The following is a 25,172-nucleotide window of genomic DNA, read 5'->3' on the forward strand; positions in this document are numbered from 1 at the left end:
CCGAAGAGGTAGTGCTTCGAAGCGCATCGACATCCGTGCCCCGCAGGATGGGGTCGTGCACCAGTCGATCGTCCACACGGTCGGCGGGGTGATCACGGCCGGCGAGCCCTTGATGCTGATTGTGCCCGAGAGCGACGAGCTCTCGATCGAGGTGAAGGTGTCGCCCCAGGACATCGACCAGCTCCGGCCCGGGCTTGATGCGGTGCTGCGGCTTTCGGCCTTCAATCAGCGGACCACGCCGGAACTCAAGGGGCGGGTGAGCCTGATCGCGGCCGATCTGGTGACGGACCAGCGCTCGGGGGAGCAGTACTACCCGGTGCGGGTGGTGTTCGTGGACGGGGAGCGCGAGCGCCTCGGCGCGCTCAAGCTGGTGCCCGGCATGCCCGTGGAGGGCCTAATCCAGACCGGCTACCGCACCGTCTTCTCCTACCTGACCAAACCCGTGGCCGACAACATGGCAAAAGCCTTCCGCGAAGAATAACCAGACCAAGAACCACTCCAGCAATGCTCCGGCTCGTCTTCATCAGACACTAAGGAGCAGATCCAGCTTCTGTTCTGCATGTCCTTATGGAGATGAATATTCGCTGTGAAGAGAGTCTGCGCTGCAATGAGCGACACTTACTGGCTCACATCAGCTTTCTGATGGCTTCCGAGATATGCCTGCAAGGAGTTTCCAGCGCTCTCAATATGCTTCTTTAAAAGCGAACAGGCGGCTGCAATCTGTCCGCTCTCGCAGAGGCGCAAAAGCTCAGCGTGCTCTGTCTCAGCGCGCCTCATGCCATCCGTGAGAGAGAGTTGAAGCCGGGTATGCCTATCACATTCCTGAAGGAGGTTAGCTACAATTGCCAGTGTGCGAGGTTGCCCGGCGTGGCGGTACAGCAGCATATGAAGTTCGGTATTCAGCTCGCCCCAGCGTCTGACGTGGTTCGCCCGGAGCTCCGCACTGTATTCCCGAAGGATCTGATTGATCGTCTCATAGTCGTTACGAGTCAGATGGCGGGCGGAGGCTTTCAGAAGGCGCGGCTCAAGCAGCGATCGTAGTTCAAAAAGCTCCTGGACCTCTCCGGTCGAAAGCTCGGAGACGATGGCGCCTCGGTGAGGGTGAATCTTGACAAGCCCCTCTGCTTCCAGCTGCATCAAGGCTTCTCGGATGGGGATGCGGCTCACCCCAAACTCGTTCGCCAGAGCGTCTTGCCGTAGCGGTAATCCTGCCTTGAAGTCACCGTCCAGAATGCGATGCCGCAGGTTTTCCGCTACCGCAGCAGCAATTGTTCGATGCTGGAGAGATTTTTGAGCTGGTCTGGGGGCCGGCTTACGTTCGGATGTCATGGCTCGGAAAATCACTGAACCTGGAAGGCCCGCTTCTTATGGCAGTGTCCAGGAGTTGGCTTGACAAGGTAGATTTTATACAATCTACAATAATGTGCATCGATGTCCAGTGTGGGAGAAGGGCAGAATGGCTAGAATCGGATGGGAAGGTGTCTTTCCTGCGGTAACCACCCAGTTCAAATCGAATTACGGCTTGGATATCGAGGCCACGGCCAAGGTGATTGATGGGTTGATCAAGGATGGCGTCTCTGGACTGATCGTCTGCGGGACGGTTGGGGAAAACACGTCTCTTAGCCGTTCCGAAAAGGTGGCGGTCATGGAAGCGGCAAAGGATGTCTCCCGGGGTCGAGTGCCGGTGATTGCGGGTGTCGCCGAATTCACGACGGCCTTCGCGTCAGAAGTTGCCAAGGAGGCAGAGCGGGTGGGGCTCGACGGTGTTATGGTCATGCCCGCGCTGGTCTATTCCTCGAAGCCGCATGAGACCGCGGCGCATTTTCGGGGCGTTGCTAAAGCCACTGACCTGCCGGTAATGGTCTATAACAATCCTCCCATCTACAAGAATGATGTGACGCCCGACATTCTGGCCTCTCTTTCGGATTGCGAAACGATCGTCTGCTTCAAGGACTCATCGGGCGATACCCGCCGTTTCACCGATACGAAGAACATGGTCGGGGACCGCTTCGTCCTTTTCTCGGGTCTTGACGATGTCGTCGTGGAAAGTGTGATGCTGGGCGCCGTCGGCTGGGTCTCCGGCATGTCAAATGCCTTTCCTCAGGAAGGCGAAACCCTGTTCCGTCTGGCAAAGGCGGGGCGCTATGAGGAGGCGAGGGCGCTTTACGAGTGGTTCATGCCTTTGCTTCACCTCGATGCCCGTCCCGACCTTGTGCAATGCATTAAACTCTGTGAGGCCATTATGGGCCGGGGTTCGGAATTGACACGCCCTCCGCGTCTTCCTCTGAGTGCTCAGGAGCGGGCTGAGGTGGAGGGGATCATGGACAAGGCTCTGAGGAACCGTCCTGCCCTTCCTGACGTCGGCTTGAAATCTGCCGCCTGACACGTGCACGGCGAAGGGATCGATATCCTTCGCCTTTTCTATACTAGTTAGCAATATCTCTGATCAGTGAGTGAAGCGATGGCGCGTCACACCTTTTTTTGCATCGACGGGCACACCTGCGGGAATCCAGTTCGCGTGGTTTCTGGTGGCAGCATTCCCCAGTTGCGCGGAGAGACGATGTTCGACCGCCGCCAGCACTTTTTGGCGGAATACGACTGGATTCGAACCGGCTTGATGTTCGAGCCTCGTGGACATGACATGATGTCCGGTTCAATTCTTTACCCGCCAACGCGCCCCGATTGCGATGTCGGAATTCTGTTCATCGAGACATCCGGCTGCCTCCCCATGTGCGGGCATGGAACGATCGGTACCGTCACTATTGCTCTCGAGAGCGGTTTGATCCACCCCAAAACACCAGGCCTCCTGCGCCTCGATACGCCGGCCGGTGTCGTAGAAGCCCGCTACGAACAGAATGGACCATTCATCGAGCGGGTTCGCATCACCAACATTCCATCCTTCCTCTATGGAACGGGCTACGAGGTCGAAGTGGAAGGGCTCGGACATCTGACCGTGGATGTCGCCTATGGGGGCAATTTCTATGCCATCGTCGAGTCGCAGAAACTGTACTCCGATTTGGCAGACATCAATCCGTCGGACGTCCTGCGTTGGAGCCCCAAGCTGCGGGAAGCGTTCAATGCGCGTTACCGGATCGCTCATCCCGAGAATCCTGAAATCAACCGCCTCACGCACGTTCTGTGGACGGGGCGTGCGCAGACCGAGGACGGTACGGCCCGTAATGCCGTGTTCTATGGCGACAAGGCCATCGATCGTTCACCCTGCGGGACGGGAACATCGGCCCGCATGGCCCACCTCGCAGCGCGCGGCGAATTGAAGGAAGGCGATGCGTTCGTCCATGAGAGCATCATCGGGTCCACCTTCATCGGACGCATCGAGGGGCGGGCAACAGTCGGAGACCGCGACGCCATCATTCCCTCGATCGAGGGGTGGGCGCGGGTGACAGGCTTCAACACGATCATCATCGACGATCGCGATCCCTTCGCGAAAGGGTTCCAGGTCGTGGACCGAGCCGCAAGAGCATGACGCCCAGGGTGTCAGCGACAGCCTAATCATCACCCTGAACAGGATGCACGATGCGGATCGCGATTGTCGGTGCTGGAATCGTCGGCCTCGCGGCCGCTCATGCCCTTCTCGAGAGAGGACATCAGGTTACTCTCATTGATCCGGGCGATCAGACGGCGCGGCCAACAGACGGGAATGCTGGCTGGATCGCTCATACCGACATCATGCCGCTGGCGTCTCCCAAAATCTGGAGAAACCTTCCAGCTTGGCTGATGGACCCGCTGGGTCCTCTCACTATCAGGCCTGCTTATCTGCCCTCTCTGACGCCCTGGCTGATCCGATTCATGCTGGCGTCCTCTCCTGTGCGGATCAAAGCGAGCATGGCTGCCATACGAGTCATCAACGCAGAGGCCTTGCCCTCTTGGAGAAAGCTGCTTTCCTCGGTGGATTTGAGCGCTCATCTGCGAGAGAATGGCATTCTGTCCGTGTGGAAGCATCATGGCCCCCTTCTGCGGGCCAAAGATACTCTCGACCGCCAGCGTGACCTGGGCATCGGGATAGATATTCTCAATCGGAACGATCTCACGCAACTGGAGCCGGCGCTTCATAACGTCGAAGCTGGTGTGCTCTATCCGGAAGCATGCCACATCTCCGATCCCGCCCATTTGGCGTCGGATCTTATGAGACTTGCCCTCAAGCGGAACGCACAGCACATCGCGGCTCGCGCCCTGAAGGTGGAGCCGACGAATAATGCGGTCCAAGTCCAGACTGACGGTTCAGTGAAAGCCATCCTTGCCGACAAGGTGGTTATTGCAGCGGGCATATGGTCGCGGTCGCTTGCGAAGACGTTGGGGGATCGGATTCCTCTCGATACTGAGCGCGGCTACAACGCGACCTATCCCAAAGGTTCATTCGGTCTCCATCGGCCCATCATGTTCGAAGGTGAGGGATTCGTCACGACGCCTCTCGATACAGGTGATAGGGTAGGAGGTGCCGTTGAGTTCGCAGGGCTGGACGCCAAGCCCAATCATGATCGCACATCCGCGATGGTCGCGCGGCTCAACCGTTTTCTTCCCGACTTTGATCCCGATCAGGATGCAAGACGGTGGATGGGCTTTCGCCCATCCATTCCAGATTCCCTGCCGGTAATAGGGTCGTCCAGACAGGATAACCGTGTGATCTACGCATTCGGTCATGGTCATCATGGCCTGACACAGGCTGCAGTCACATCGCTGCTAGTCGCCGACTTGATCGACGGGAGAACCAGCGGGATCGATCTAAAGCCATACTCGGCACAGCGCTTCTAAAGAAGCATCTTCATTCAGAGCCCATGAAGAGTAATTCCTGATCAAGTCTTCGCCAGCTTAATCGCCCTGACACGGATCAGGCGGTGGGCTGAGGCGTTGTAGGCGTGACTGGGATCTCCGGCGGTGATGTGGGGGGCACCCCGATCGGTTCACTCGGCGGCGGGATGTCGCCGGGCGTCGTTGGAGGCACGCCAATTGGCTCGGGCTGAGGTGTCTCAGGAGGCGTGGGTGGGCTCACTGGCGCCGGATTGGGATCCGCTGGTGTCGGCTCCGGGTAGGGCTGGTTCGGGAGAGGAATGGGCATTCAGGCGGCGCTCCGCTGTTGAGGTGTGTACTGGTGTCCGTAAAGGGCAATCACCAGCGGAGCACTAGGTTCCTATGACAATGGAGGCCTTTGTCCAGGGCATATGCCTGATATTCAAGGCTCACCCGTGTCGACTAAAGGAATCCCTTCCAAATCTGGAGCACGCCGGATGGAACCTTATCGGTGTGCCTCAGAGCTTAGCAAAGCCTTATGGCCCCCTTTCGGTCAACGGCGCTCTGGCATAGTAAAAACCGGCAAGGCATAGGAGTGCGTTAGTTGGGAGATTGATGCCATGCTTCGTCGATGCTACCGACCTGTTCGAACCTGACGGTTCCGCATCGAGAGTGATGCCAGGCGCCATCAGAACGCAGTGATGTTTCGTAAAACAATCCTAATAAACGCATGGCTCAGGAATAGCTCAAGCCAAGAGTTTGAAAGGCCGCAATGCCGCCATCCACGGACACTGTCGATGTCATCCCAGCTTCGAGAAGTGCCAGACTGTAACGCTGACACAAGGCCGGAGGGCCGATCAACGTGACGTGCCTATCCGGTGAGCTGTACTCCTCGATCACTTCATTGATCTCGGCGCCGATCATCAGGCCTGACAGATAATCGCTGATATCGGCAGGAGAGAGTTCGTCGAACAAAACCAAGCTGCGTGCCGAGAAGATGCGACGCAGGATACTGCCTCCGATGCGGCGATCCCAGGCGAGCCTGGCGCCGCGCAGGAAAGCTTCCGTATTGTCGGCCGATTGTGCAGGAATCAGCTTGCTGACGAGTGAGGTCGACTTGATCAGAGCGGCGATCTCGCTCGACATATACGTGGCAAATCGCTCAATCCGCCCGTCCCTGACGGCCACCCATTTGGTGTGGGGCCCAGGCAGTGCGACAAGACCGCCGTTTGGGCCCATTGCTCCAAAGACCTTAAGCTCTTCTCCTCGCATCACGTCGGGCAGAGGATCGCGCACCGAGATGCCTGGAAGAAAGACGAGAGGCGGCAGGCCATCGATATGCTTGACGATTGCCCGCGCAGTGATGTCGTTCAGTGAAGCAGGCGCGTGTGTATAAGGGGTCTCAATCCAACCATTGCGGCTGGTGATCATACCGGACAGATAGATGCGGTCTGCCTCAGCCGCCCAATCCCCGACAATCTCGTGCAGCGCGGTTTCAAATGCACCATCGGTGATATGATTGACGCCTCTCGCCTCCTGTCTCTGCCCCAGAAGCGCTCCGTCAGCGGCGAATAGGAAAGCATGGAAGGCTGCCGAAGTCCATTCAATGGCAAGGAACACGCGAACCTCCCTCTAGTAGGCTGGCTTGACGGGAAACCAATCCTGCCGCTCGCTGTCGAGATAGGCGCCGACAATGCCATCGACAGCATAGCGTCGCACGGCATCCTCATCGATCTCGACTCCAAGGCCGGGTGCATCCGGAATCTGAAAATGTCCGGAAATCATGGCAGGGGGGGCGGGAGAGATGTCCCCGCCAAGGTAGGCCCGTTCCGTATCGATGGCGAGGCTCATGTTGGGGATCGACGCTGCGAGATGAATATAGGCCGCCTGGGACAGGGCAAGTTCGCCGCCGGAATGCAGGGTCACGGGGATTCCGACCGCCTCGCAGATGGCAGCGGCTTTGATCGTCTGCCACAGGCCGCCTTCCTCGTGCGGATCGAGCAGCACCACATCAGCCGCGTTGGCGCGCACGATATTGCCGATGTCGGACAACGTATAAGCACTCTCGTCGAGAGCGATCGGGACCGACGTGGATTGGCGCAGGAGCGCGTGGCCCGCCAGATCGTCGAGTTCCAGGGGCTGTTCCACATAGGACGGATCGATGCCGCGCAGCTTTTCCAGTTGCCGTTTGGCGCTGCCCGGCGTCCAGGCGCCGTTCACGTCGAGCCGCAGGGCCCGTGCGCCGAGAGCCTCGCGAGAGGCCTCTGCCAGCAGGATATCGCTTCGTTCGTCGAACCCGATCTTGACCTTGAAGGTCTCATAACCGGCATCAAGGAATTGTCCGATCCGCTCCTTCAGCTGCTTCGTGTCTCTGGTGAAGAGATAGGCGGCGGCTTCCACATCCTTGCGCCAGCGCCCACCCCAGAGGCTCGACAGGGGGAGATTGGCTTGCTTACCCAAAGCATCCCACATGGCCATCTCAAGCGCCGCGACCGTCATCACGGCCGCTCTCTTGTGGTGGTAGTAGCCGGCACCCAGGACATGCCGGTGCAACCGCTCCACGTCGGCCACGGGATAGCCCAGCCCCACCTTGGCGACGATGTCGGAGAACACCGCCGGCACGGCCGCGATCAGCGAGATCGTCTCGCCCCACCCGACAATCCCGGCATCCGTCTCGATCCGGCAGATGAGCCGTGTCGTTCCGATCCTCCGGCCCGATCCCCATAGGATGTTTTCCGTGAAAGGGACCCGCACGAGGGTGTGGTGGATGGCCGTGATCTTCATCGGGAAAGCCTCTTCAACGAAAGGCGGGTTGACTTGGAACTCAGTTCCAACATAATCGGAAGCATCCTGAAGGGTCAATTGGGCAGCCGGCTCATCCTTTCGATGGAGCTTTGATGGGACGCATGCAGGCCGACCTGAAAACCGATGATGAGGTCGAGGTTGGCGCTTCCGGGCCGGTTCCCGGCGTGCAGGCGCTTACGCGGGGCGTTCAGCTTCTTGAGCTTGTCGCATCGGCTGCTGCGCCGCCCCGGTTTACGGATCTGCTTGAGCGTTCCGGCATGCCTAAGGGCACGCTGCATCGCATCCTCCAGGCGCTCGTCGATGAGCGGCTCCTGAAGCTCGACAGCCGAGATCAGACCTACCGTCTGGGCTCGCGTCTGTTTCAATGGGCGCACAGGGTCTGGGACGATTTCGATCTACGCGGCGCGGCCGAGCCCGAGCTGGAGCGTCTGAGAGACCTCACGGGTGAGACGGTGCGCCTCGGTATTCTCGATGGCGACGAGATCCTCTACATCGATCAGCGCGAAGCGCCGCAACCGGTGCGCCTGAGCAATGGCGTTGGTAGCCGAGCGAAACCTTATGCCAGTGGCTTGGGTAAGGCGATCCTGGCTCATCTTTCACTTGAGATGCGGCGACGGCTCCTGGGTGAGGCGGAGTTGGAGCGCCTGACGCCTCACACCATCGCCGATTTCAACGAGCTGTTCAGCCAGCTCGATCTCATCAAGGCCCGCGGCTATGCGGTTTCCACCGACGAGCAGAATGTCGGCATCAGCTCCGTTGCAGCGCCCATTCTCGACCACGAGGCCAAGCCCCTTGGCGCCATCGGCGTGATCGGCCCGTCCTTTCGGCTGCCGCCCGAGCGTCTCCATGCTCTCGGACGCGACGTCATCGAGGCGGCCCGGCGGATTTCCGGCAATATTGGCGAGGTGGCGATGTCGCTGACGATCAACCCGCGACCTCTCGGCGCCGATCGAAGCGATGTGCGCTGTGCCATCCCTGCCAGCCTCTTCCTGGGTGAGGGGCCGCATTGGTCGGTCGACGATCAGCAGCTCTATTTCGTCGATATTCTTGCGCCATCCGTCTGCGTAGGCGATCCGGTCAAGGGATCCTATCGCTCCTGGGCAATGCCCGAACTCACGAGCTTCCTCATCCCGCGTCAAGGTGGTGGCTTCATCGCCGGGATGCAGTGCGAGGTGCGGGCAATCGATCCTGTGAAGAACGAGAGCGTGACGCTCGCCCGGCCGGAAATCAACCGCCCCGGGAACCGGTTCAACGACGGGAAATGCGATAGCCGCGGCCGTCTCTGGGCCGGCACGCTCGCCATCGATACGACACCGGGACAGGGTTCGCTCTGGCGACTCGATCCGGATGGAAAGGTTCACGAGATGGACCGCGGCTTCCATGTCTCAAACGGCCTCGGCTGGAGTCCCGACCACCGCCGCTTCTATTTCACCGATACCGCCAAGCAGACGATCTACGTCTATGACTTCGACAGCGAGACGGGGGGCATCGAGAACCGGCGTGTCTTCGTGACCGTGCCGGAGAGCGAAGGAAAGCCGGACGGTCTGACCATCGACGCCGAGGGCTTCGTGTGGAGCGCGCATTGGGATGGCTGGTGCATCACGCGCTATGACCCGGACGGGCATGTGGAGCGCGTCATCAATCTGCCCGTACCCCGCCCGACGAGTTGCGTGTTCGGCGGCGCCGATATGCAGACGCTGTTCGTGACCTCTGCTCGCATCCGATTGTCCGCCGGACAGATTGCCGACGCTCCCCTGTCGGGCAGCGTCTTCGCGATTGAGACCGGCATCAAGGGACTGCCCGAGAATGTCTTCGGCAGATGACAGATATCGCAAGGGTGCGCAACCGACATGGCCAGACTAGAGCTCCATCAGATCCGCAAGTCGTTCGGCAATATCGATGTGCTGAAGGGAATCGACCTGACCGTCGAGGACGGTGAGTTCACGGCCTTCGTCGGCCCATCGGGATGCGGAAAGTCCACGCTGCTTCGCCTGATTTGCGGACTCGACGAGATCACTTCGGGCCAGATGATGATCGACGGACAGGTGGTGAACGACGTGCCACCCGCCAAGCGCGGTCTCGCCATGGTGTTCCAGTCCTACGCGCTGTACCCGCATATGTCCGTCGCCGACAACATGGGCTATGCCCTGAAGCTGGGAGGTACGCCGCGCGAGGAAATCCGCCGTCGGGTCGAGGCGGCGGCGAAGGTGCTGCGGATCTCCGATTACGTGGATCGCAAGCCGCGTCAGCTGTCGGGTGGTCAACGGCAGCGTGTCGCCATCGGCCGGGCCATCGTCCGCGAGCCGAAGATCTTCCTGTTCGACGAGCCGCTCTCCAATCTGGATGCCGCGCTCAGAGTCGAGATGCGCATCGAGATCGCCCGCATGAAGGAGCGGCTCGGCACAACGATGATTTACGTGACGCACGATCAGATCGAGGCCATGACGCTCGCCGACAAGATCGTGGTGCTCAATGCCGGTCGCGTCGAGCAGATCGGCTCCCCCCTCGATCTTTACAACGCTCCGGCCAATCGCTTCGTCGCAGGCTTCATTGGAAGCCCACGAATGAACTTCTTGTCTGTCCAGGAGCAGAGACTTGAAGGGGGCCGGGCGAGAGTGCACGGCGGGCTCGTATCGCTGAATACGCTGCCGCCCGAGGCGCCTAGCGAGATCGGTGTTCGCCCCGAGCATCTCGAACTTTGCGCGCCCGGGAGCAGCAATGCCCTGAATGGCACGATCGTCATGACCGAGCATCTCGGCAGTGACACATATGCGTATGTGGGGCTTGAAGGTACGGACGAGATGATCGTCGTGCGTCTCGACGGAGAGCGGTCCATTCGTCAGGGCGAGCATGTGGGTGTCTCGGTCAATCCGGATGCAGTCCACGTGTTCTCGGCTGACGGGCGGACGCTGGTTTCCGCGAAGCCGATGGCGAGGAACGCAGCATGAGCATTCATCCTGAACTTATCCCGCATGTGACGGTTGAGGGGGCCATCTATCCGAGCCTGAAAGGGAAGGGGGTCCTGATCACGGGAGGCGGGTCCGGCATCGGCGCATCTCTGGTCGAGCATTTCTGCGTGCAAGGCGCCCGTGTCGGGTTCATCGAACTGAACCCGGACACAGCGGACGAAACTGCCCGACGCATTGGAGCGGCGACCGGCAATCCGCCGTCCCACGAGGCGGTGGATCTGCGCGACATCGGGGCACTTCGCTCTGCAATCAGCTCCCTCTCGGAACGGATCGGACCGGTCCGGGTACTGGTCAACAATGCGGGCAATGACGATCGGATGCCTCTTGAGGACGTGACGCCGGAATATTGGGACGAGCGCTTTCAGACGAACCTGCGTCACCAGTTCTTTGCCGCGCAGGCGGTGATCGGCGATATGGTCCGAGCCGGGGGCGGATCCATCATCAACATGGGATCGATCTCCTGGATGCGCGGAGCTGCCGGGCTGATCTTCTACACGACGGCGAAATCGGCCGTCATGGGGATGACGAAGTCGCTCGCGCGCGAGGTCGGAGGGCGCAACATCCGCGTCAATTCCATCGCCCCTGGCTGGGTTCTGACGGAGCGCCAGGTGGAGCGGGCCAAGCGCATCTATCACGGCAAGTTCGCGGAATATCTCGAGGTGCAGTGCCTCAAGGAACATCTCCTGCCTCCGGATATCGCCCGGATGGCGCTCTGGCTTGCTGCCGACGACTCACGTCTGGTGACCGCGCAGACATTCATCGTCGACGCAGGGGTGGTCTAGCGCACAACCGCCCTTAAGGGAAAATGTGTGCGCGGGAATATGGACTTTTGCTCCATATCGGGAGGAAGAACGATGAAAAAGATCAAGTCGATCGCTTCAGTTGCGATGCTTGCAGCGGGGCTTGGCTTGTCGGGCCAAGCCGCGAACGCAGCCGACCTCAGCTTCATGAGCTTCAGTTATGCGGAGGAAGCCGCCAAGCCCTCCGTGGAAGCATTGCTCAAGGGATTCGAGGCGCAGACCAAGCTCACGGTCGAACCGCTGGGCTATGCCTGGGGCGATATGCAGAAAAACATTTTCCTGCGGTCTCGCTCCAAGACTCTGCCGAGCGTCGCACAGCTCTCGGAACGCTGGCTTCCGAGCTTCGCCAACGTCGCCGGTCTCGTCGACCTGAACGAGGTCTATGGCAAGGACAAGCTGGCTGCGGTATTCGCCCCGGATGCTCTTGCCATGGGGCAGATCGGATCCAAGCAATATGCCCTGCCACTTATCTCCGGATCCATCGGCCTCATCGCCAACAAGGCGGTGCTTGAGAAGGCCGGCGTCACGAAGACGCCGACGACGATCGAGGAGTTCCGGAACGCACTGGTCGCCGTTCGTGACAAGGTCCCGAACTCGGTCCCTTACACCATGGCGACCAAGAACAACGGTTCGATCCTTCTCGACTTCATGATCTGGACCTGGACCTTCGGCGGCGAGATCATCGACGAGCAGGGCAAGGTCAAGATCGGCAATGGCGAGGCCGGCAAGCAGGCGCTCGGCTTCATGGTCGGCCTGATGAAGGATCGCCTTGCCGCTCCCGAGATCGACCGTCCGGATGCCCGCCGCTTGGTGGCCCAGGGCGCTTCGGCCTTCTTCTTCGATGCCCCTCAGGCAAGGACGCACCTGCGCAGCTTCTCCGGCCAGGGTCCGGCTTTCGACGCCAATGTTCTGCCGCTGGCAACACCGGTGGCCATTGCAGGAAAGGAACCCGCGTCCATTCAGTGGGGGCATCTGCTGGTTCAGTTTTCGGCTGATGGCAAGGCGAAAGCGGATACGCCGGCTAGCCAGTTCATCACCTATCTGACCTCGGATGACGCGCAATCCAAATTTCCGCTCGAGCAGAGCGCTCTGCCGGTGACGAAGTCCGCGCGGGCCAATCCGAAGGTGACGGGAGACGCGTTCCTGACGGCCTGGGCCAAGGCCGCCGGCAACCCGCGCCGCAACGAGGTCGGCATCTGGCCGAATGCCGCCGAACTGACGCAGATCATCGGCGAAGAGGCGCAAGGTGCGCTGCTCGGTCAGAAGAGCGTCGACGACGCAATCCAGGCGATGCACAAGCGCCTCGAGACGTCCATGGCGAACGTCAACAAGCAGAACTGACCCTCCCGGCTGGCTGCACATCCCGGTGCAGCCAGCCGAACTCTCCTTCATTTCCTTGCATGTGATGAATCCATGAGTGTTGCCGCCGAGATCACATCTGCTCCTGCACCGGCCCAGGTATCCCCGCATGCCGTCCGCGGCGGGCTCAAGGCCGGCCAGCGCCGCATCGGTATGCTGCTCCTGCTTCCGGCGGCCATCGCCTTCGGTCTCGTCATTCTCTACCCATTCCTCCAGGCGCTCGCGCTGTCCCTGTTCGAGTACACGCTCGAGACGCCGGCGCCGCGGTTCTATGGCCTGGGAAATTTCGCCAAGATTGCCGCAACGCCGGACGTCTGGCAGGCTTTCGTCACCACGGCGATCTATGTGTTCTTCACGACCACAGGAACCCTCATCCTGGGACTCGGCTGGGCGTTGATCCTGAATCAGCCGTTTCGTGGCCGTGGATTGCTGCGCTCCATGTCGCTTCTCCCCTGGGTCCTGCCGAGCACCGTGAGCGCCTTCGTCTGGGGCTGGATCTTCAACAGCCGCTACGGTGTGCTGAATGCGTTCCTGCTGGAACTCGGCGTCATCGATATGCCGCAGGCCTGGCTTTCCACATCCACGGGGGCGATGATCGCGGTGATCATCACCAAAATCTGGCTATCGATCCCGCTCTTCATGGCGTTCTTCCTGGCCGGGCTGCAGAACATGGACCGTGAGCAGGTCGATGCGGCCAGGGTCGACGGTGCCAATAACTGGGCGATCCTGCGCGATCATGTTCTCCCACACCTTCGTCCGGTTCTGATCGTTGTGGTGGTGCTCGGTGTCATCGGCAATCTGCAGCAATTCGATACGATCTATGCCTTGACCGGGGGTGGTCCGGTTCGCGCAACCGCGGTTCTCTCGGTGGAGGTCTACCGTCGCGCCTTCGAGCAATGGGATGTCGGCTTTGCTTCCGCCATCGGCGTGCTCTGGGTGGCGACCCTGTTGCCGCCCGCCTTCCTGTACCTGCGCATGCTGGTGAAAGGCGCCTGACATGTTCGATCTGTCCAGCACCGTCTCCAAGGTGGTCTTCGGCCTGCTCTTAGGGCTGATAGGCCTCTTCCTGTTCTTCCCGCTCTATTGGCTGGCGATCTCGTCGGTGAAGTCGAATGCCGAGCTCTACAGCATCGTTCCGACACCGTTCCCGCTTGCGCCGACGCTGACGCATTTCGTGACCGCGCTGACGACGGGCAAGTTGCCGATGTATCTGTTCAACAGCCTGGTTGCCTCTGGGGCGAGCGCTGCCCTCAACACCCTCCTGGCGCTCTATGCCGGCTACAGCTTCGCAAAATACCGCTTCGCAGGCCGTCAGCCAGTGATGCTCTTCATGCTCTCCGCCCAGATGTTCCCGTTCGGGCTGCTTCTGATCAGTATCTATCCGCTCATGAGCGAGATCGGCCTATTGGACACCCGCACGGGCCTGATCCTGAGCTACATCGTGTTTGCCCTGCCGGTCTCCACCTATATGCTTTACAGCTACTTCTCGCAGGTGCCTGACGAGCTGATCGAGGCCGCGCGCGCGGATGGAGCAAGCGATCTGCGCATCTTCCATACGATCGTCATCCCGATCTCGATCCCGCCGATCGTCACGGTGTTCCTCTACTCTTTCATGTGGTCGTGGAACGATCTTCTCTATTCGATGACGCTCATCGTGTCGGACGAGAAGCGCACCATCGGCCCAGGCCTGCTCCTCACCTATCTGAACGAGGTCAACTCGGATTGGGGCGGGGCCATGGCGGCGTCCCTCCTGGCATCGGCACCCATCGTGGCCGCGTTCCTCTTCCTCCAGCGATATTTCATCCAAGGCGTTACGGCAGGAGCTGTCAAATGACGACACCGCTTTCCGGTGCATTTCCGGTACTTCCGACCCCCTTCCGCTCCAATGGAGCCATCGACGAGACCGACTTCAGGGCGATCATTCGGTTCGCACTCGAGAGCGCCGTCGACGGTGTCGTCTATCCCGGCGTTGCCAGCGAGGTGGATACCCTCAGCGAGGAGGAGCGACGACGTCAGGTTGATCTTCTGGCTCGCGAGATCGACAATCGCGTTCCCATCATCATCGGCGCGAGCGATCCCGATCCCGCTGTCGCCGCTCGTCACGTCGCCCATGGTGCCGAAATCGGCGCTGCCGCGGCAATGGTGATGGCGCCCGGGCATCTCGGCAACTCGGTTGAAGCCCAGATCGAGTATTTCCAGCAGGTGGCCGCCGATGCTGGTGTACCGATCATGCTGCAGAACCAACCGAAGCCCATCGGTGCCGGATTGACGCCGGAGGAGGTGGCGGCGGTCGCCTCCGCTGTCGACATGATCCGCTACGTCAAGGAGGAAACGCCGCCTTGCGGGCAGCACCTCACGCGCATCAGTAACGCAGCGAACGGCTCAGTGGATGCGATCTTTGGCGGCGCCGGGGGGCGCTATGTGATGGACGAGATGGCCCGAGGTGCCGCCGGCACCATGCCGGCCTGCGAACTGGCCGACATTCACGCCATGATGATGAAGTCCTGGCGTGAGGGAGACATCGCGACCGCGCGGAAACTGTATTCCGCCTCTCTGCCTCTTCTGAATTTCCAGGCTATCTTCCGGATGCACATGACCAAGGAAGTCCTGCGTCGACGCGGCGTGATCCGGAACACGTTCGTCCGCGGCAAGGGGCCCAAGTTTGACGAGGGAGACCGTGCCGAACTGACGCTTCTCCTTCAGGAGGCCGTGCTTCCCTACAAGCACCACCGCCCGGTCTGATCGATCATGAGCAACTCGGTCGATTCTATCGTCAAGGTCGAAACCTTCATCATCTCGATTCCGCGCGAGGTGCCCTATCTCGGCCCGCTGAAAGAGGGAGAGCATATCAACGAGCGTGGTTATCTCGTGCGCAAGGGCAACCGCACGATCTATCCCTCCACGGACATGACCTTGCTCATCAAGGCGATCGGTGAGAGTGGGCGGGTTGGCTGGGGCGAGTGCTACGGCATCGTGGCACCCGAAGCGACGAAGGCCATCGTCGACGATGTCTTAGGCCCCGTGATCATCGGGCGCGATCCCGGAGACGCCGTCGTGATCCACGAGGATCTCTACGATCTGATGCGGGTGCGAGGGTTCTTCGGCGGGTATTACGTGGATGCTCTGGCGGGCGTCGACATTGCGCTCTGGGATCTGGCCGGCAAGAACCTCGGCGTTTCCGTCTCCACGCTGCTTGGCGGGCGGCGGCATTCCACGATCCCGGCCTATGTGTCGGGACTGCCGCGCGCCACATTGCAGGAGCGTTGCGATCTCGCCGTCGAATGGGTAGCAAAGGGCTATCGTGGCATCAAGTTTGCGGCCGTCGTGTCCGATGAGGGTATCGTGCAGGAGATGCTCGCCCTGCGTGAAGCGGTCGGACCCGATATCGACCTGATGGTCGACCTGCACTGGAAGTTCGAAGCGTCCGAAGCCGTGCGCCTCATTCGACGGCTCGAGGTTTCGAACCTCTACTTCGCCGAGGCCCCATGCCAGCCGGAAGACCTGGAAGGACAGGTTCGGGTCGCGCGGAGCATCGGCGTGCCCCTGGCGCTTGGGGAAGAGTGGCGAACCGTCTACGAATATCGCCCAAGGCTGGAAGCCCGCTGCATGGGTGTGATCCAGCCTGAGATTGGCCACACCGGTATCACCGAGTTCATGCAGATCGGCCGGATGGCGCAGACCTTCCACATCAATACCATTCCGCACGCGTCCATCAGCGTCGGTATCTTCATGGCAGCCAGCCTAGTAACATCCTCGGCTCTTCAGCGTGTCCCCTATCACGAGTACCAGCACTCCGTTTTCGATCGCAATCTCGCTTTTACGGATGGCGATATGAGTTGCGCGCAGGGCCACTACACTGTGCCGACTGGTGTAGGCCTCGGGGCCAATCCCAGGGACGAGCTGTTCAACTTCGTTGTTGCAGAAGGGCGCAGTTCAAACCGATAACGAGGCTTCCCACGACAGGTCGTCGTCTGATCATTCCGCAGTCGATGTGGCGTGCATCATTGTAACAGGTTCAGAGCTCTAGCGGTCCAAGACCACTTTGAAGCGCACCAAATCCCTGTTCATGGTAGGGCGCTTTGACTGCCAGTTGAAGCGCGTCATATACAAATGGAATGTGTTTCCAGCAGACTGGAAGACAGGAGATTGGCTGTCGTGATCGATGATCGAGGGATAGTCGTAATAGATCCTTCTCTCGGTGGTCCCCCACGGCGGATCGAATGGGGCAAGCAGGGTTGCTGACGACCAGTTCCTCAAATCTGGCGAGGTCGCATAATAGACACCGCCAGTATCGTTCGCCCGTGTCGACCAGACGACCAGCCAAACGTTCTTGGCCTCCAGCCAAACCAGAGATCGTATCTTGCCGGTAATGTCACCGCTGCCGAGACGATCGCATTTTGCCTGAATAGGTTCTTGTCCGCTTGGCGGATAAGGATCCGGCGGTAAAACGAAGCGGCCATCGCTCATCATCCGCCAGCCTGCCACGAGATCGGATCGGGGAGCACGGAACAGGCAGTTCCCACGTTTGCCCGGTTCTGCGGCATCCTCTGTCCAGGCGATGAAATAGGCATAGTCTCCATCGAGAACGGTATTCGAGAGCGTGAGAAAGCCTGCAGCGTTGATGCCTGTGTCGAACGGCTTGTTCGACCCGGCAATAAGGCGCCGATTGCGGGGCAGCAACTTGAAAGCAAAATCCCGCTCGTTCGCCTCCAGTCCGACGATCGAAAGATACCAGCACTTCGGATTGTTGGGCCCTTTGGCGCAAAGCTCATCGTGACGGAGCCCGGAGAACTCCTGGCTCGCCAGTCCAAGAACCCGATCGTCACCAAGAGGGATGAGGCTCTGAACCCAGAAGCGGTCGTCATAGGCCGAGGGATCGGCAGATTCCTCGCCTTGGGAAACGATCGAGCAATCGGGACGAAGCTCGGCAAAGTTGGGCCCTTCGAGGACCCTATTCCGGAAGTGAGCCGCAATTAGAGCCACAGAACCGTCACGCCGGCGATAGGCTCTGGCAGGTGAGTCGGGAATTGAGCGCCAGTCGCATCGCTGCCGCTCATAGCTGTAGACCTCTTCAGCCTCGGGAGAGATCGAAAAGTGAAGGGGAGCTCCCGAGGTCGCTGCCACGCTCATCATAAGCACCAGAACCACCAGCCCTGCGAAGGCGTTCCAGCGCGCGGCCGCATTCTTGAGATCCTTGAAGTCGGCCATGATGAGGCACCTCCTATTGCGCGGTCCGGTGGCCGTGAAAGACATTTCTCAAGAGGTCGACGACCGGGACGGGATCTACCGAAACTTGATGCTTCATCTCCTCACTTGCCGGCGGCGATTCGATGTAAGAAGGACGCCGGTTCGAGCCTGTTTGCCGTAAGAAAGTCGAGATATCGCGACGCTGCTGCGCTTCGATGATCGTCATAGGCGTCCGGATCGAAATTGATCATCCTCTTCAAGCTGAAGCGGGTGAGTGGTGCAGCCAAGTCGGATGCGGCAACGTATGGAACGCCCGTATTCTCGCAGAGCTCCCGAGTTCGGGAATCGATCGTGACCGTCAAGCCCATCCGCTCGGCCTGAAGAGCCAAGGCGACACCATGGTAACGGGATCCGATGGTGAGGTCATGCCGGCGCAATGTGTCCATCCAGGCCGGAACGTCATAGAAGGAGCGGACATAGTTCCGGCACCACGCCTTGAACTCCTCGAAGGAATAATGAGGAACGGTGTGGTTATGGATCTCCTTGAGAGCATGAGGATCGATGCCATCGAAAATACCTCGAGATACCCTGATCATCTCGCCCATCGACTGGACCACATACTGACCCGGATACATGGGGTCCATCATCAGGCCGATCAGTTGATGCTCGATCTCGCGGGTCTTCACCCATGCCTGATGACCTGCCGCGACTGAGACGGAGCGCGGTAAGGGGAGTTGCGACCACTGTTTGTGGATTTTCTTGCCTAGACCAGGCTCCTGGTTCGTAAAGTACGAAGGGCAGCCTCCGGCAACGGAGCCGTGGATGCCGAGCTTATCGAGCTGTGAACTTGTGAACGCGCCGCGGGTGTAGATGTTAGAGGTCGATGAGGACAGGCTGGATCGCGCAATGACCTGGGCCCACCGGTAAGTCCCATCCGTGAGTTGAACGTCTTGATCGTAGCTGTCGGCCTGGGCTCCGAGCCCAATGGCAATGATCGGCAATCCGGATCTCTCCAAATTGTCCGCCATGTTACCGTAATCCGTGTGGCGTCCCAATTGGTTGGCACATGGAATTACGATGATATCGGCGTTATCTCTCAGAGTTTCCGCCGACGCGCTCCAACCGAAGAATTTGACTGGATTGGAAATGTGACTGGCAATGGCATGAACGAAGGCCAGATTCCCATTATTGTGACCGATGCCATTGTAAAGATCTTCAAACGGGGAGTTCGAATAGAGACCCAGAGATGGATACTTCCATAGGATTGCAACCCGCAGAGGTTTAGAAGGCACCGCCATCTTGAGAGCGGGCTGATCAAGCATCTTATCTTTAGTGATTTCGTCTAGCATATGAATTCCATCCTGAAATCGAATATCTGTCGGGTCGCCCGCCCATCTGCAGGCTGGTTTCGGAGATAGTAAGTGCCGGGGCCAAAAAGAAATTATACGCCTACGGGGGTGGTCTTGTACGAGTGCGCAATACTCAGTGTTGTGATCCCCACTAGGCCGCTTCCGCTCCGCGAAGCTTCAGGCCGTTCTCCCATGCCAATGCGTGGCGGATGATCGCTTCCAGGTCGTCGAACTTCGGAGACCATTTCAAGACCTCATGAATCTGAGCCACGCTTGCAATCAGCGTCGCGGGATCTCCGGGGCGCCGCGCAGAAAGGTCCACGGCAAAGTCGACACCAGATACCCGCTTAACGGCCTCGACGACTTCAAGAACGGAGTATCCACGGCCATAACCGCAGTTGAGAACAATGCTGTCCGCGCCTGCGTCGAGATAATCGAGAGCGAGCGTATGGGCATGAGCCAAGTCGGAGACATGGATGTAGTCGCGCAGGCATGTGCCGTCGGGAGTCGGGTAATCGGTTCCGAATATGTCGAGATGAGACCTCTCGCCCAGAGCTGCTTGGGTCGCCACCTTGATGAGATGCGTCGCCTGCCGCGTACTTTGCCCGCTCCGACCTTGAGGGTCGGCACCGGCAACGTTGAAATACCGAAGGGCTACAAAGCGCAGGGGATGCGCACGTGCCACATCGCGCAGCATCATCTCCGTCATAAGCTTCGAGGTACCATAAGGTGAGACCGGATTGAGGCTTGTCGTTTCGGAGATCGGGCTCTGTTTGGCGTCGCCGTAGACCGCGGCCGTCGAAGAAAAGAGAAACTGTTCGACACCGTTCCGTACCGCCGCACTGATGAGAGATCGCGATCTGACGGTGTTGTTGAGATAGTAGCCCAATGGATCCGCGACGGATTCCGGAACTACGATCGAACCGGCAAAGTGTGCAATAGCCCTGATGTCATGCCCTTGTATGATATCTGTGACGAGAGCCTCGTCGCCCACATCCCCTTCAATGAAGGTTGCCGAAGGGTGGACCATCCACTCAAAGCCGGTGCTGAGGTCATCCAGGAGGACGATATCCTTTCCGGCGTCGACCAGCGCCAGAACCATGTGGCTTCCGATATAGCCAGCACCACCCGTTACCAACACAGTCATGACTGACCTCTTGTTCTCGGCTACGACTTCGGGAAAGCGGAAGGGATGCCGCAGATCGGCGGTCATCCCTGAGAGACAACTAAGCTGCTTCCAGTTGTCGGAACTCCGGCTGCCTCATTACGGGGAGCATCTTCGTGTCTGCCCCGTTCTCAACGAGAAACTGGTGCATCTCGCGGTAAGTGTGGTGGTATGCTCGATTGAACCTGTCGAAGAGTGACTGGTCCCAATACTCATCGAGATTGAACTCTTTGCCTGAGAACACATCGAAGCTTGGAATCTGGTAAGTTTCGGCGAATTCGACGGTCCGGCTGTCATAGGTGAAGTAGATTGACGGAATACCATTGGCCAGAGCCATCAGGTTGCCGTGAAGACGATATCCGAGGACGAGATCTTTCTGCTGAACAAGAGCCTCATAATCGGCGACTACGTCAGAGTAGAACAATCTTTCTCTGTGCAGCTTCTCCATGGTATCGTCGAGATACCACTCGTTGACTTGCTTGTCGGCCCGTAGGGCTGCGAATGCCTCCTCCCGTTGCTCCGCCGTGCCGAGGACTATTTTCTTTTCCTCAATCTCACCTTGTGCCATCAACACCACATCGAATCGCGTCGCCAAGCTCTTCACGAGATCTCGGTGGAACGTCAGGTACTGCTTGATGTCGCGAGCATAGGTGGATGATACCTCACGGCGAACAGTAATGCCTGCGGTCCGGATGCTCTCGAGAGGCGGCAGCTGAATGTTGAGGTCCGGATTGTTCCGGCGGAATGCAGTTGGACAACCCACGATGCGGATGTTCTTGATTCCGAGATCCCAGAGGACCTGCGCCGAATAGGCTCCCCGCACGCCAATGGATGTGGTGGAATCAGCCATCATGCGAAGGACCGTCTTGGTCTCTTCCGAGAGTTCGATCTTGCCCTTGACCGGCGCCTGAGCCCCAATGCCCCAGGCGACAACCGGGATCTTGAGCTTCTTCAAAACGTCAATCGCTTGGTTCCACACCATGTCCTTGTGTACATAGTTTGACCCCCGAAGAAACACGTAATCATACTCGGCGTTGATGCGATCGATCTGAGTGAGATCAGGATTGGCGATCTCCAATGCGTCGAGCTTGTCGTAATTCAGAAGCTTCAGCGAAGAGTCGAAGACGAACGCGTCGCCAATGTTGTGATAATGATTGATGCTGCGCTGGATCTCCTTATGCCTATACCAACGGACATTGTCGTGGTTGTAGACTTCGCCAGAAGGGCTGATGACGAGGATACGTTTCACTGAATTGTCTCCGAGTTTGTTTGCGCCAAGACCATTAGGCCGTGAGGGCGACAGCCGAGGAGGCCGTCGCCCTTTTCGTGGCAAGTTCCTGATAAAGGTCCAGATGCTGCCGTGCGCAATCTTCATAGTTGATTGGCGGTTGGATGCCCGCGCGCAGATTTTCCCAAAGTTTCGGCGCGGTTAGCGCTTGAGTCATGCAGTCAACGAGATCCTGAGATGAGCCGACCCGGAAGTGCAATCCGTTGACGCCGTCGGTTATCTTTTCTGCCATCCCGCCGATATTGCTGCAGATCATAGGGCGACCATGAAAGAAGGCTTCCTGGATCACGATCGGTGAGTTCTCCCACCAGATGGAGGGAATGATCGTCCAGTCGATCGAGCGCATCAGGCGCGGCATCTCGCTGTTCTGATAGGCGCCGTAGAAGCGGACCCGCGACCCTGCACGTTCCACCAGCTTCCTGATTTTCTCCTGGAACGGTTCAGGTTGCCGTTCTAGATTGCCTCCGAAGATCATCAGCTGGGCGTCATCGCCCCAGACCGCGTCCGGAATGCAGGTAACCGCGTCGAGAAGAATATCGACGCCCTTGAATTGCGTGATCTGACCGAAATAGCCGAACCGGGACCGCCGTCCTCCTTCTTGGGGAAGGCTCCTTGGAGGTGCTGGCTCGGCAATGTCGAGACCATTTTCGATGACGATGAAGCGTGAGCGATCCAGACCCCAATCGACGTAACGGTCGACAAGGAACTGACTGGGTGACACGAAAAAATCGGCAACATCCAGCAGTCCGCGTATGAAATGTTCACGACGCAGGAAACGTGCCGGAGAAATCTCGGGAAAGCAGGCATTGCAGTCTGACGGCGATGCCCTGTGGCATAGTTTGGTGCCGCCCGTCTTCACCATTTGCCCATGATGGCTGCATATCGAGAGGAACTCATGGAAGGTGATCACTATCACGCAATCCGGGAGAGCCCGGCGAACAGCATAGATCATCTCGAGACCAAGGCCGATAAAGTGATGAAAGTGAACGACCTCGGGCCTCAGGTCTCTCAGGACGCGGAGGAAATCGCGCTCGATTTCCTCCGTGTTGCGGTTGGAAAGGAGAAAGTGGTCGTACTCGTCAGCGTGGTAGAGGAATTCACCCTCTGTCTGTCGAAGGCTCATGAGAGCCGTTCCACTATGCCGGGCGACCGGGTGGCCTACGCGGGCGAAGAAGCGGGATTCGATATCACCTATGCGGTTAAGGCCCTTGTGGAGGTTATAGGCAGCAATCTCAGCTCCTCCGAGAGAGAAGCTCGGATGCCCGTGGGAGACGATGAGAACGCGGGGAGAATGCTTGGACATTATTCTACTACCTCATGTTGTTGATGAGGAGCGACCACTTTCGGTCGAAACTCCAGCGGTCGATCTTCTGCGCCAATCGATGTAGGGGAAGAGCCGACGTGCTGACGTCACTGTCGGCCGAGATCATCTCGACATCCGGCAGCCAAACGGCAGGCGTACCTCCAAGTCTCATCTTCAGGCAGAGATCGCGACCCTTTTCGCTGGCACTCAGATAGGACCGGGTAAACCCTCCGGCAGTCTCGATGGACTCACGCGAAACGATGCAGCACGCTAGGGAACCTGCGATGACCTCCGTTGGCTGCGACCCCTGCACCACATCACGCGGGTATCCAATATACCGATCGACAAGTTTCTGTGCTCCGGTATCGAGCCAAGTGCCTGCGAAGCGAATGGAATTGTCCTCGTAGAGGATCGTGGGACTCACTAATGCCTTGCCGCTACGATTGCGATAGGCGCGTTCCAACGATGAAATCCATCCTGGCTGGCGCGGCAGAACTCCTGCCGCGAGAAAGATCAACGTTTCTGCTTTCGTTACTCGAATCGCAGCCTCAAACGCGTCACAGGCATCCTGAACGCCCGTTGCCCCGATAACGCGAACCTTGATCCCATAGAAGCGAGACAGCCGTTCCGCCTCCGGTGCAATGCTGTCGAAGGCTTCGATGGGGACGGAGACGATGATCGGCATTTCCCTTGTCTCGGCATCCAGCGCGAGAAGAGACAATGTCACAGATGCTTCTTCGACATCCGCGCCTGCCCCCACAACCAGAGCCTTGCCGACCTCGATATCGCTGAAATCGAAGTCGCGGATCTCGATGACACTGGGTGCCGGCGAGGCCATCGCTTGCATCATCGGTCCGATATGACGCTCGATCGCAGCGCCGGCGGCTGCCGTCCGTGGGTCGAGAGGTGAGATCAATTTCTCCAGAGATCGGCGAGACATGCTTCGGAGGGGCGTGAGAGGATAGAAGGCGAAGGTTTCCCCTATAGCCATTTCGAAATAGACCGGCGTCTCGGCCAGGGAAGGGGGGGCAGGGACAAATGCCAGGAAACCGCAATCATTTCGGATCGGATCAAGGCGTCCGGCGAAAAGGTTGTTGTGCTGGAATGCCACTGATACGTCTGCGCGCGGAAGTCGGGTCCAGGTATCGTCGATGCGCTGCCTGTTAGAGCCGACACGCAAGGTGAGGGAATCCACATGACCATCCGGGTCGAGCATCCAACCTGCGACCAGAATTCCTCCACCTGGCACCTCGACGACCATATCCATACCGATGCGAACCGGGACTTTGAGATCCGACACAGTATCTCGTCCGTCGAAGCGCTCTCCCGCACGTCGCAGGGCCAATATCGTATCAGCATTCGCACGCGCATGGAGCAGACCATCGCGGATATGGGCGGGCACGTCGGTCGAAGACAAAAGAACGCGGCGGTCATAGACATCGAGCGTCCGCCATCCGTCCTTTCCACGGAAGAAGAGCTTCTTGAGCTCGCCAGGATTGACGGCGGACTTGCCGGTATCGAGCAGACCTACGAAGCCTTTGCCCTTCTCTCCCAAATCACTGCGCGGGACCGAAGCAGAGTTGAACTCACCGGCGAGAAGTTCCTCGTGCACTGCAAGAACGCGTACCGAGTCGCAAGGAAGATCGGACGCCCAACCCTGCAGAAAGGCCTGGCCCGTATCGACCGAGCCGATTACTTCAATCCAGCCGTCATTGGGGGCTGCCGCCGCTAGAACCGATAGGACCGCATCCAATCGCTTCTGATTGGCTTTCCCGCTGATCAAGGTTTGAACGATTCGGTCAACCACGTATGAGGATCGATCTCCAGCGTCAGCGGAGATGCTCTGGATCAATACGGGAAGGGGCACTGCTGGTCTGATCAAAGTGTAGCGAATCGGCTGCCTACTGCGGCGCATGACGATCGAACGCAGGCGAACCTTGCTTGCCAATCGGATCGGAACAATGGCCACAAAGCCAATGGCAGCATCTGGAGGCGCATCCTTGCGGACCCAATAGACAGTCTCGGCCTTCATGGACATGGAAGGATCGCCATTCAGCAAGGCCTCGACATTGTCCGTCATTGCATCGGCCACGCCGGCGATCAGCGCAAGGTCTCCCCCAATCGGAGTGACAAGCGCGCTCTCGCCGTCGAGAGGGAGATCGCGGAGCTCTTGCGCCGTCTGCGTATCAAATTGCATTGTA

The 25,172-nt window shown here is 59.0% G+C and carries 20 protein-coding genes and 1 pseudogene; 12 read left to right on the forward strand and 9 right to left on the reverse strand.

What is annotated here, in order from left to right; translation table 11 throughout:
• Positions 1 to 7: 7 nt before the first annotated feature.
• Positions 8 to 481, forward strand: a pseudogene (locus KHP60_RS04055) (HlyD family efflux transporter periplasmic adaptor subunit); the annotation flags it as partial.
• Between the two features lie 137 nt (positions 482 to 618).
• Here the strand turns inward: KHP60_RS04055 and KHP60_RS04060 are convergent.
• Complete coding sequence (locus KHP60_RS04060) at positions 619 to 1,329, reverse strand: GntR family transcriptional regulator (RefSeq protein WP_213562291.1); 711 nt, start codon at positions 1,327 to 1,329, stop codon at positions 619 to 621.
• A gap of 127 nt (positions 1,330 to 1,456) precedes the next feature.
• Here KHP60_RS04060 and KHP60_RS04065 point away from each other — a divergent pair, with 127 nt between their 5' ends.
• The 3 genes from KHP60_RS04065 (at position 1,457) to KHP60_RS04075 (ending at position 4,770) form a co-directional block, all read left to right on the forward strand.
• A complete protein-coding gene (locus KHP60_RS04065) occupies positions 1,457 to 2,383 on the forward strand; it encodes a dihydrodipicolinate synthase family protein (RefSeq protein ID WP_213562365.1) in 927 nt (308 codons plus the stop codon).
• Positions 2,384 to 2,461: 78 nt separating this feature from the next.
• Positions 2,462 to 3,484 (forward strand): 4-hydroxyproline epimerase, encoded by a 1,023-nt coding sequence (locus KHP60_RS04070; protein WP_213562292.1) that lies wholly within the window; start codon positions 2,462 to 2,464, stop codon positions 3,482 to 3,484.
• A gap of 50 nt (positions 3,485 to 3,534) precedes the next feature.
• Positions 3,535 to 4,770: an FAD-binding oxidoreductase gene (locus KHP60_RS04075; RefSeq protein WP_213562293.1), complete on the forward strand. Its 1,236-nt coding sequence runs from the start codon at positions 3,535 to 3,537 to the stop codon at positions 4,768 to 4,770.
• A 711-nt stretch (positions 4,771 to 5,481) separates the two neighbouring features.
• On the opposite strand, the gene KHP60_RS04080 is transcribed toward KHP60_RS04075, so the two are convergent.
• Positions 5,482 to 6,366: a 2-dehydro-3-deoxygalactonokinase gene (locus KHP60_RS04080; RefSeq protein ID WP_213562294.1), complete on the reverse strand. Its 885-nt coding sequence runs from the start codon at positions 6,364 to 6,366 to the stop codon at positions 5,482 to 5,484.
• Between the two features lie 12 nt (positions 6,367 to 6,378).
• Positions 6,379 to 7,530, reverse strand: coding sequence for a mandelate racemase/muconate lactonizing enzyme family protein (locus KHP60_RS04085; RefSeq protein ID WP_213562295.1), 1,152 nt, complete (start codon positions 7,528 to 7,530; stop codon positions 6,379 to 6,381).
• Positions 7,531 to 7,643: 113 nt separating this feature from the next.
• Between KHP60_RS04085 and KHP60_RS04090 the strand changes: the two genes are divergently transcribed.
• From KHP60_RS04090 to KHP60_RS04125, 8 genes are all read left to right on the forward strand, one after another.
• Positions 7,644 to 9,374 (forward strand): SMP-30/gluconolactonase/LRE family protein, encoded by a 1,731-nt coding sequence (locus tag KHP60_RS04090; RefSeq protein WP_213562296.1) that lies wholly within the window; start codon positions 7,644 to 7,646, stop codon positions 9,372 to 9,374.
• Positions 9,375 to 9,401: 27 nt separating this feature from the next.
• The gene (locus tag KHP60_RS04095; protein WP_213562297.1) at positions 9,402 to 10,499 is read left to right on the forward strand and encodes an ABC transporter ATP-binding protein; all 1,098 of its coding nucleotides are present in this window, start codon (positions 9,402 to 9,404) and stop codon (positions 10,497 to 10,499) included.
• Entirely contained in the window at positions 10,496 to 11,302 is an 807-nt protein-coding gene (locus KHP60_RS04100; RefSeq protein WP_213562298.1) for an SDR family NAD(P)-dependent oxidoreductase, read from the forward strand. The genes KHP60_RS04095 and KHP60_RS04100 overlap by 4 nt, the downstream gene beginning before the upstream one ends.
• A 72-nt stretch (positions 11,303 to 11,374) precedes the next feature.
• Positions 11,375 to 12,661: an ABC transporter substrate-binding protein gene (locus KHP60_RS04105; RefSeq protein WP_213562299.1), complete on the forward strand. Its 1,287-nt coding sequence runs from the start codon at positions 11,375 to 11,377 to the stop codon at positions 12,659 to 12,661.
• 72 nt (positions 12,662 to 12,733) lie between these two features.
• The gene (locus tag KHP60_RS04110; RefSeq protein WP_213562300.1) at positions 12,734 to 13,675 is read left to right on the forward strand and encodes a carbohydrate ABC transporter permease; all 942 of its coding nucleotides are present in this window, start codon (positions 12,734 to 12,736) and stop codon (positions 13,673 to 13,675) included.
• Position 13,676: 1 nt separating this feature from the next.
• Positions 13,677 to 14,513, forward strand: coding sequence for a carbohydrate ABC transporter permease (locus tag KHP60_RS04115; protein WP_213562301.1), 837 nt, complete (start codon positions 13,677 to 13,679; stop codon positions 14,511 to 14,513).
• Complete coding sequence (locus KHP60_RS04120) at positions 14,510 to 15,421, forward strand: dihydrodipicolinate synthase family protein (protein WP_213562302.1); 912 nt, start codon at positions 14,510 to 14,512, stop codon at positions 15,419 to 15,421. Before KHP60_RS04115 ends, KHP60_RS04120 begins: the two co-directional genes overlap by 4 nt.
• Before the next feature lie 6 nt (positions 15,422 to 15,427).
• Positions 15,428 to 16,624 carry a mandelate racemase/muconate lactonizing enzyme family protein gene (locus tag KHP60_RS04125; RefSeq protein WP_213562303.1) on the forward strand — a complete coding sequence of 399 codons (1,197 nt, stop codon included), beginning with the start codon at positions 15,428 to 15,430 and terminating at the stop codon, positions 16,622 to 16,624.
• Positions 16,625 to 16,702: 78 nt separating this feature from the next.
• Here KHP60_RS04125 and KHP60_RS04130 read toward each other — a convergent pair whose 3' ends face one another.
• The 6 genes from KHP60_RS04130 to KHP60_RS04155 all read right to left on the reverse strand — a co-directional run bounded on the left by KHP60_RS04130 (position 16,703) and on the right by KHP60_RS04155 (position 25,168).
• Positions 16,703 to 17,887 carry a hypothetical protein gene (locus KHP60_RS04130; protein WP_213562304.1) on the reverse strand — a complete coding sequence of 395 codons (1,185 nt, stop codon included), beginning with the start codon at positions 17,885 to 17,887 and terminating at the stop codon, positions 16,703 to 16,705.
• 101 nt (positions 17,888 to 17,988) lie between these two features.
• Positions 17,989 to 19,215 (reverse strand): polysaccharide pyruvyl transferase family protein, encoded by a 1,227-nt coding sequence (locus tag KHP60_RS04135; RefSeq protein WP_213562305.1) that lies wholly within the window; start codon positions 19,213 to 19,215, stop codon positions 17,989 to 17,991.
• 151 nt (positions 19,216 to 19,366) lie between these two features.
• Complete coding sequence (gene galE / locus KHP60_RS04140) at positions 19,367 to 20,362, reverse strand: UDP-glucose 4-epimerase GalE (protein ID WP_213562366.1); 996 nt, start codon at positions 20,360 to 20,362, stop codon at positions 19,367 to 19,369.
• A gap of 79 nt (positions 20,363 to 20,441) precedes the next feature.
• Positions 20,442 to 21,629, reverse strand: a complete 1,188-nt coding sequence (locus KHP60_RS04145; protein ID WP_213562306.1) for a polysaccharide pyruvyl transferase family protein — start codon at positions 21,627 to 21,629, stop codon at positions 20,442 to 20,444.
• Between the two features lie 34 nt (positions 21,630 to 21,663).
• A complete protein-coding gene (locus tag KHP60_RS04150) occupies positions 21,664 to 22,971 on the reverse strand; it encodes a glycosyltransferase family 4 protein (protein ID WP_213562307.1) in 1,308 nt (435 codons plus the stop codon).
• Positions 22,972 to 22,978: 7 nt separating this feature from the next.
• Positions 22,979 to 25,168, reverse strand: a complete 2,190-nt coding sequence (locus KHP60_RS04155; RefSeq protein ID WP_213562308.1) for a hypothetical protein — start codon at positions 25,166 to 25,168, stop codon at positions 22,979 to 22,981.
• Positions 25,169 to 25,172 lie beyond the last annotated feature (4 nt).

It is taken from the genome of Microvirga sp. 3-52 (genome assembly GCF_018383585.1).
Taxonomy (GTDB): domain Bacteria; phylum Pseudomonadota; class Alphaproteobacteria; order Rhizobiales; family Beijerinckiaceae; genus Microvirga.

Excerpts from the sequence above, each read along its gene's own strand:
- KHP60_RS04060 (WP_213562291.1), bottom strand. The coding sequence starts at position 1,329 with ATGACATCCGAACGTAAGCCGGCCCCCAGACCAGCTCAAAAATCTCTC.
- KHP60_RS04065 (WP_213562365.1), top strand. The coding sequence starts at position 1,457 with ATGGCTAGAATCGGATGGGAAGGTGTCTTTCCTGCGGTAACCACCCAG.
- KHP60_RS04070 (WP_213562292.1), top strand. The coding sequence starts at position 2,462 with ATGGCGCGTCACACCTTTTTTTGCATCGACGGGCACACCTGCGGGAAT.
- KHP60_RS04075 (WP_213562293.1), top strand. The coding sequence starts at position 3,535 with ATGCGGATCGCGATTGTCGGTGCTGGAATCGTCGGCCTCGCGGCCGCT.
- KHP60_RS04085 (WP_213562295.1), bottom strand. The coding sequence starts at position 7,530 with ATGAAGATCACGGCCATCCACCACACCCTCGTGCGGGTCCCTTTCACG.
- KHP60_RS04090 (WP_213562296.1), top strand. The coding sequence starts at position 7,644 with ATGGGACGCATGCAGGCCGACCTGAAAACCGATGATGAGGTCGAGGTT.
- KHP60_RS04095 (WP_213562297.1), top strand. The coding sequence starts at position 9,402 with ATGGCCAGACTAGAGCTCCATCAGATCCGCAAGTCGTTCGGCAATATC.
- KHP60_RS04100 (WP_213562298.1), top strand. The coding sequence starts at position 10,496 with ATGAGCATTCATCCTGAACTTATCCCGCATGTGACGGTTGAGGGGGCC.
- KHP60_RS04105 (WP_213562299.1), top strand. The coding sequence starts at position 11,375 with ATGAAAAAGATCAAGTCGATCGCTTCAGTTGCGATGCTTGCAGCGGGG.
- KHP60_RS04110 (WP_213562300.1), top strand. The coding sequence starts at position 12,734 with ATGAGTGTTGCCGCCGAGATCACATCTGCTCCTGCACCGGCCCAGGTA.
- KHP60_RS04115 (WP_213562301.1), top strand. The coding sequence starts at position 13,677 with ATGTTCGATCTGTCCAGCACCGTCTCCAAGGTGGTCTTCGGCCTGCTC.
- KHP60_RS04120 (WP_213562302.1), top strand. The coding sequence starts at position 14,510 with ATGACGACACCGCTTTCCGGTGCATTTCCGGTACTTCCGACCCCCTTC.
- KHP60_RS04125 (WP_213562303.1), top strand. The coding sequence starts at position 15,428 with ATGAGCAACTCGGTCGATTCTATCGTCAAGGTCGAAACCTTCATCATC.
- KHP60_RS04130 (WP_213562304.1), bottom strand. The coding sequence starts at position 17,887 with ATGGCCGACTTCAAGGATCTCAAGAATGCGGCCGCGCGCTGGAACGCC.
- KHP60_RS04135 (WP_213562305.1), bottom strand. The coding sequence starts at position 19,215 with ATGCTAGACGAAATCACTAAAGATAAGATGCTTGATCAGCCCGCTCTC.
- galE (WP_213562366.1), bottom strand. The coding sequence starts at position 20,362 with ATGACTGTGTTGGTAACGGGTGGTGCTGGCTATATCGGAAGCCACATG.
- KHP60_RS04150 (WP_213562307.1), bottom strand. The coding sequence starts at position 22,971 with ATGTCCAAGCATTCTCCCCGCGTTCTCATCGTCTCCCACGGGCATCCG.
- KHP60_RS04155 (WP_213562308.1), bottom strand. The coding sequence starts at position 25,168 with ATGCAATTTGATACGCAGACGGCGCAAGAGCTCCGCGATCTCCCTCTC.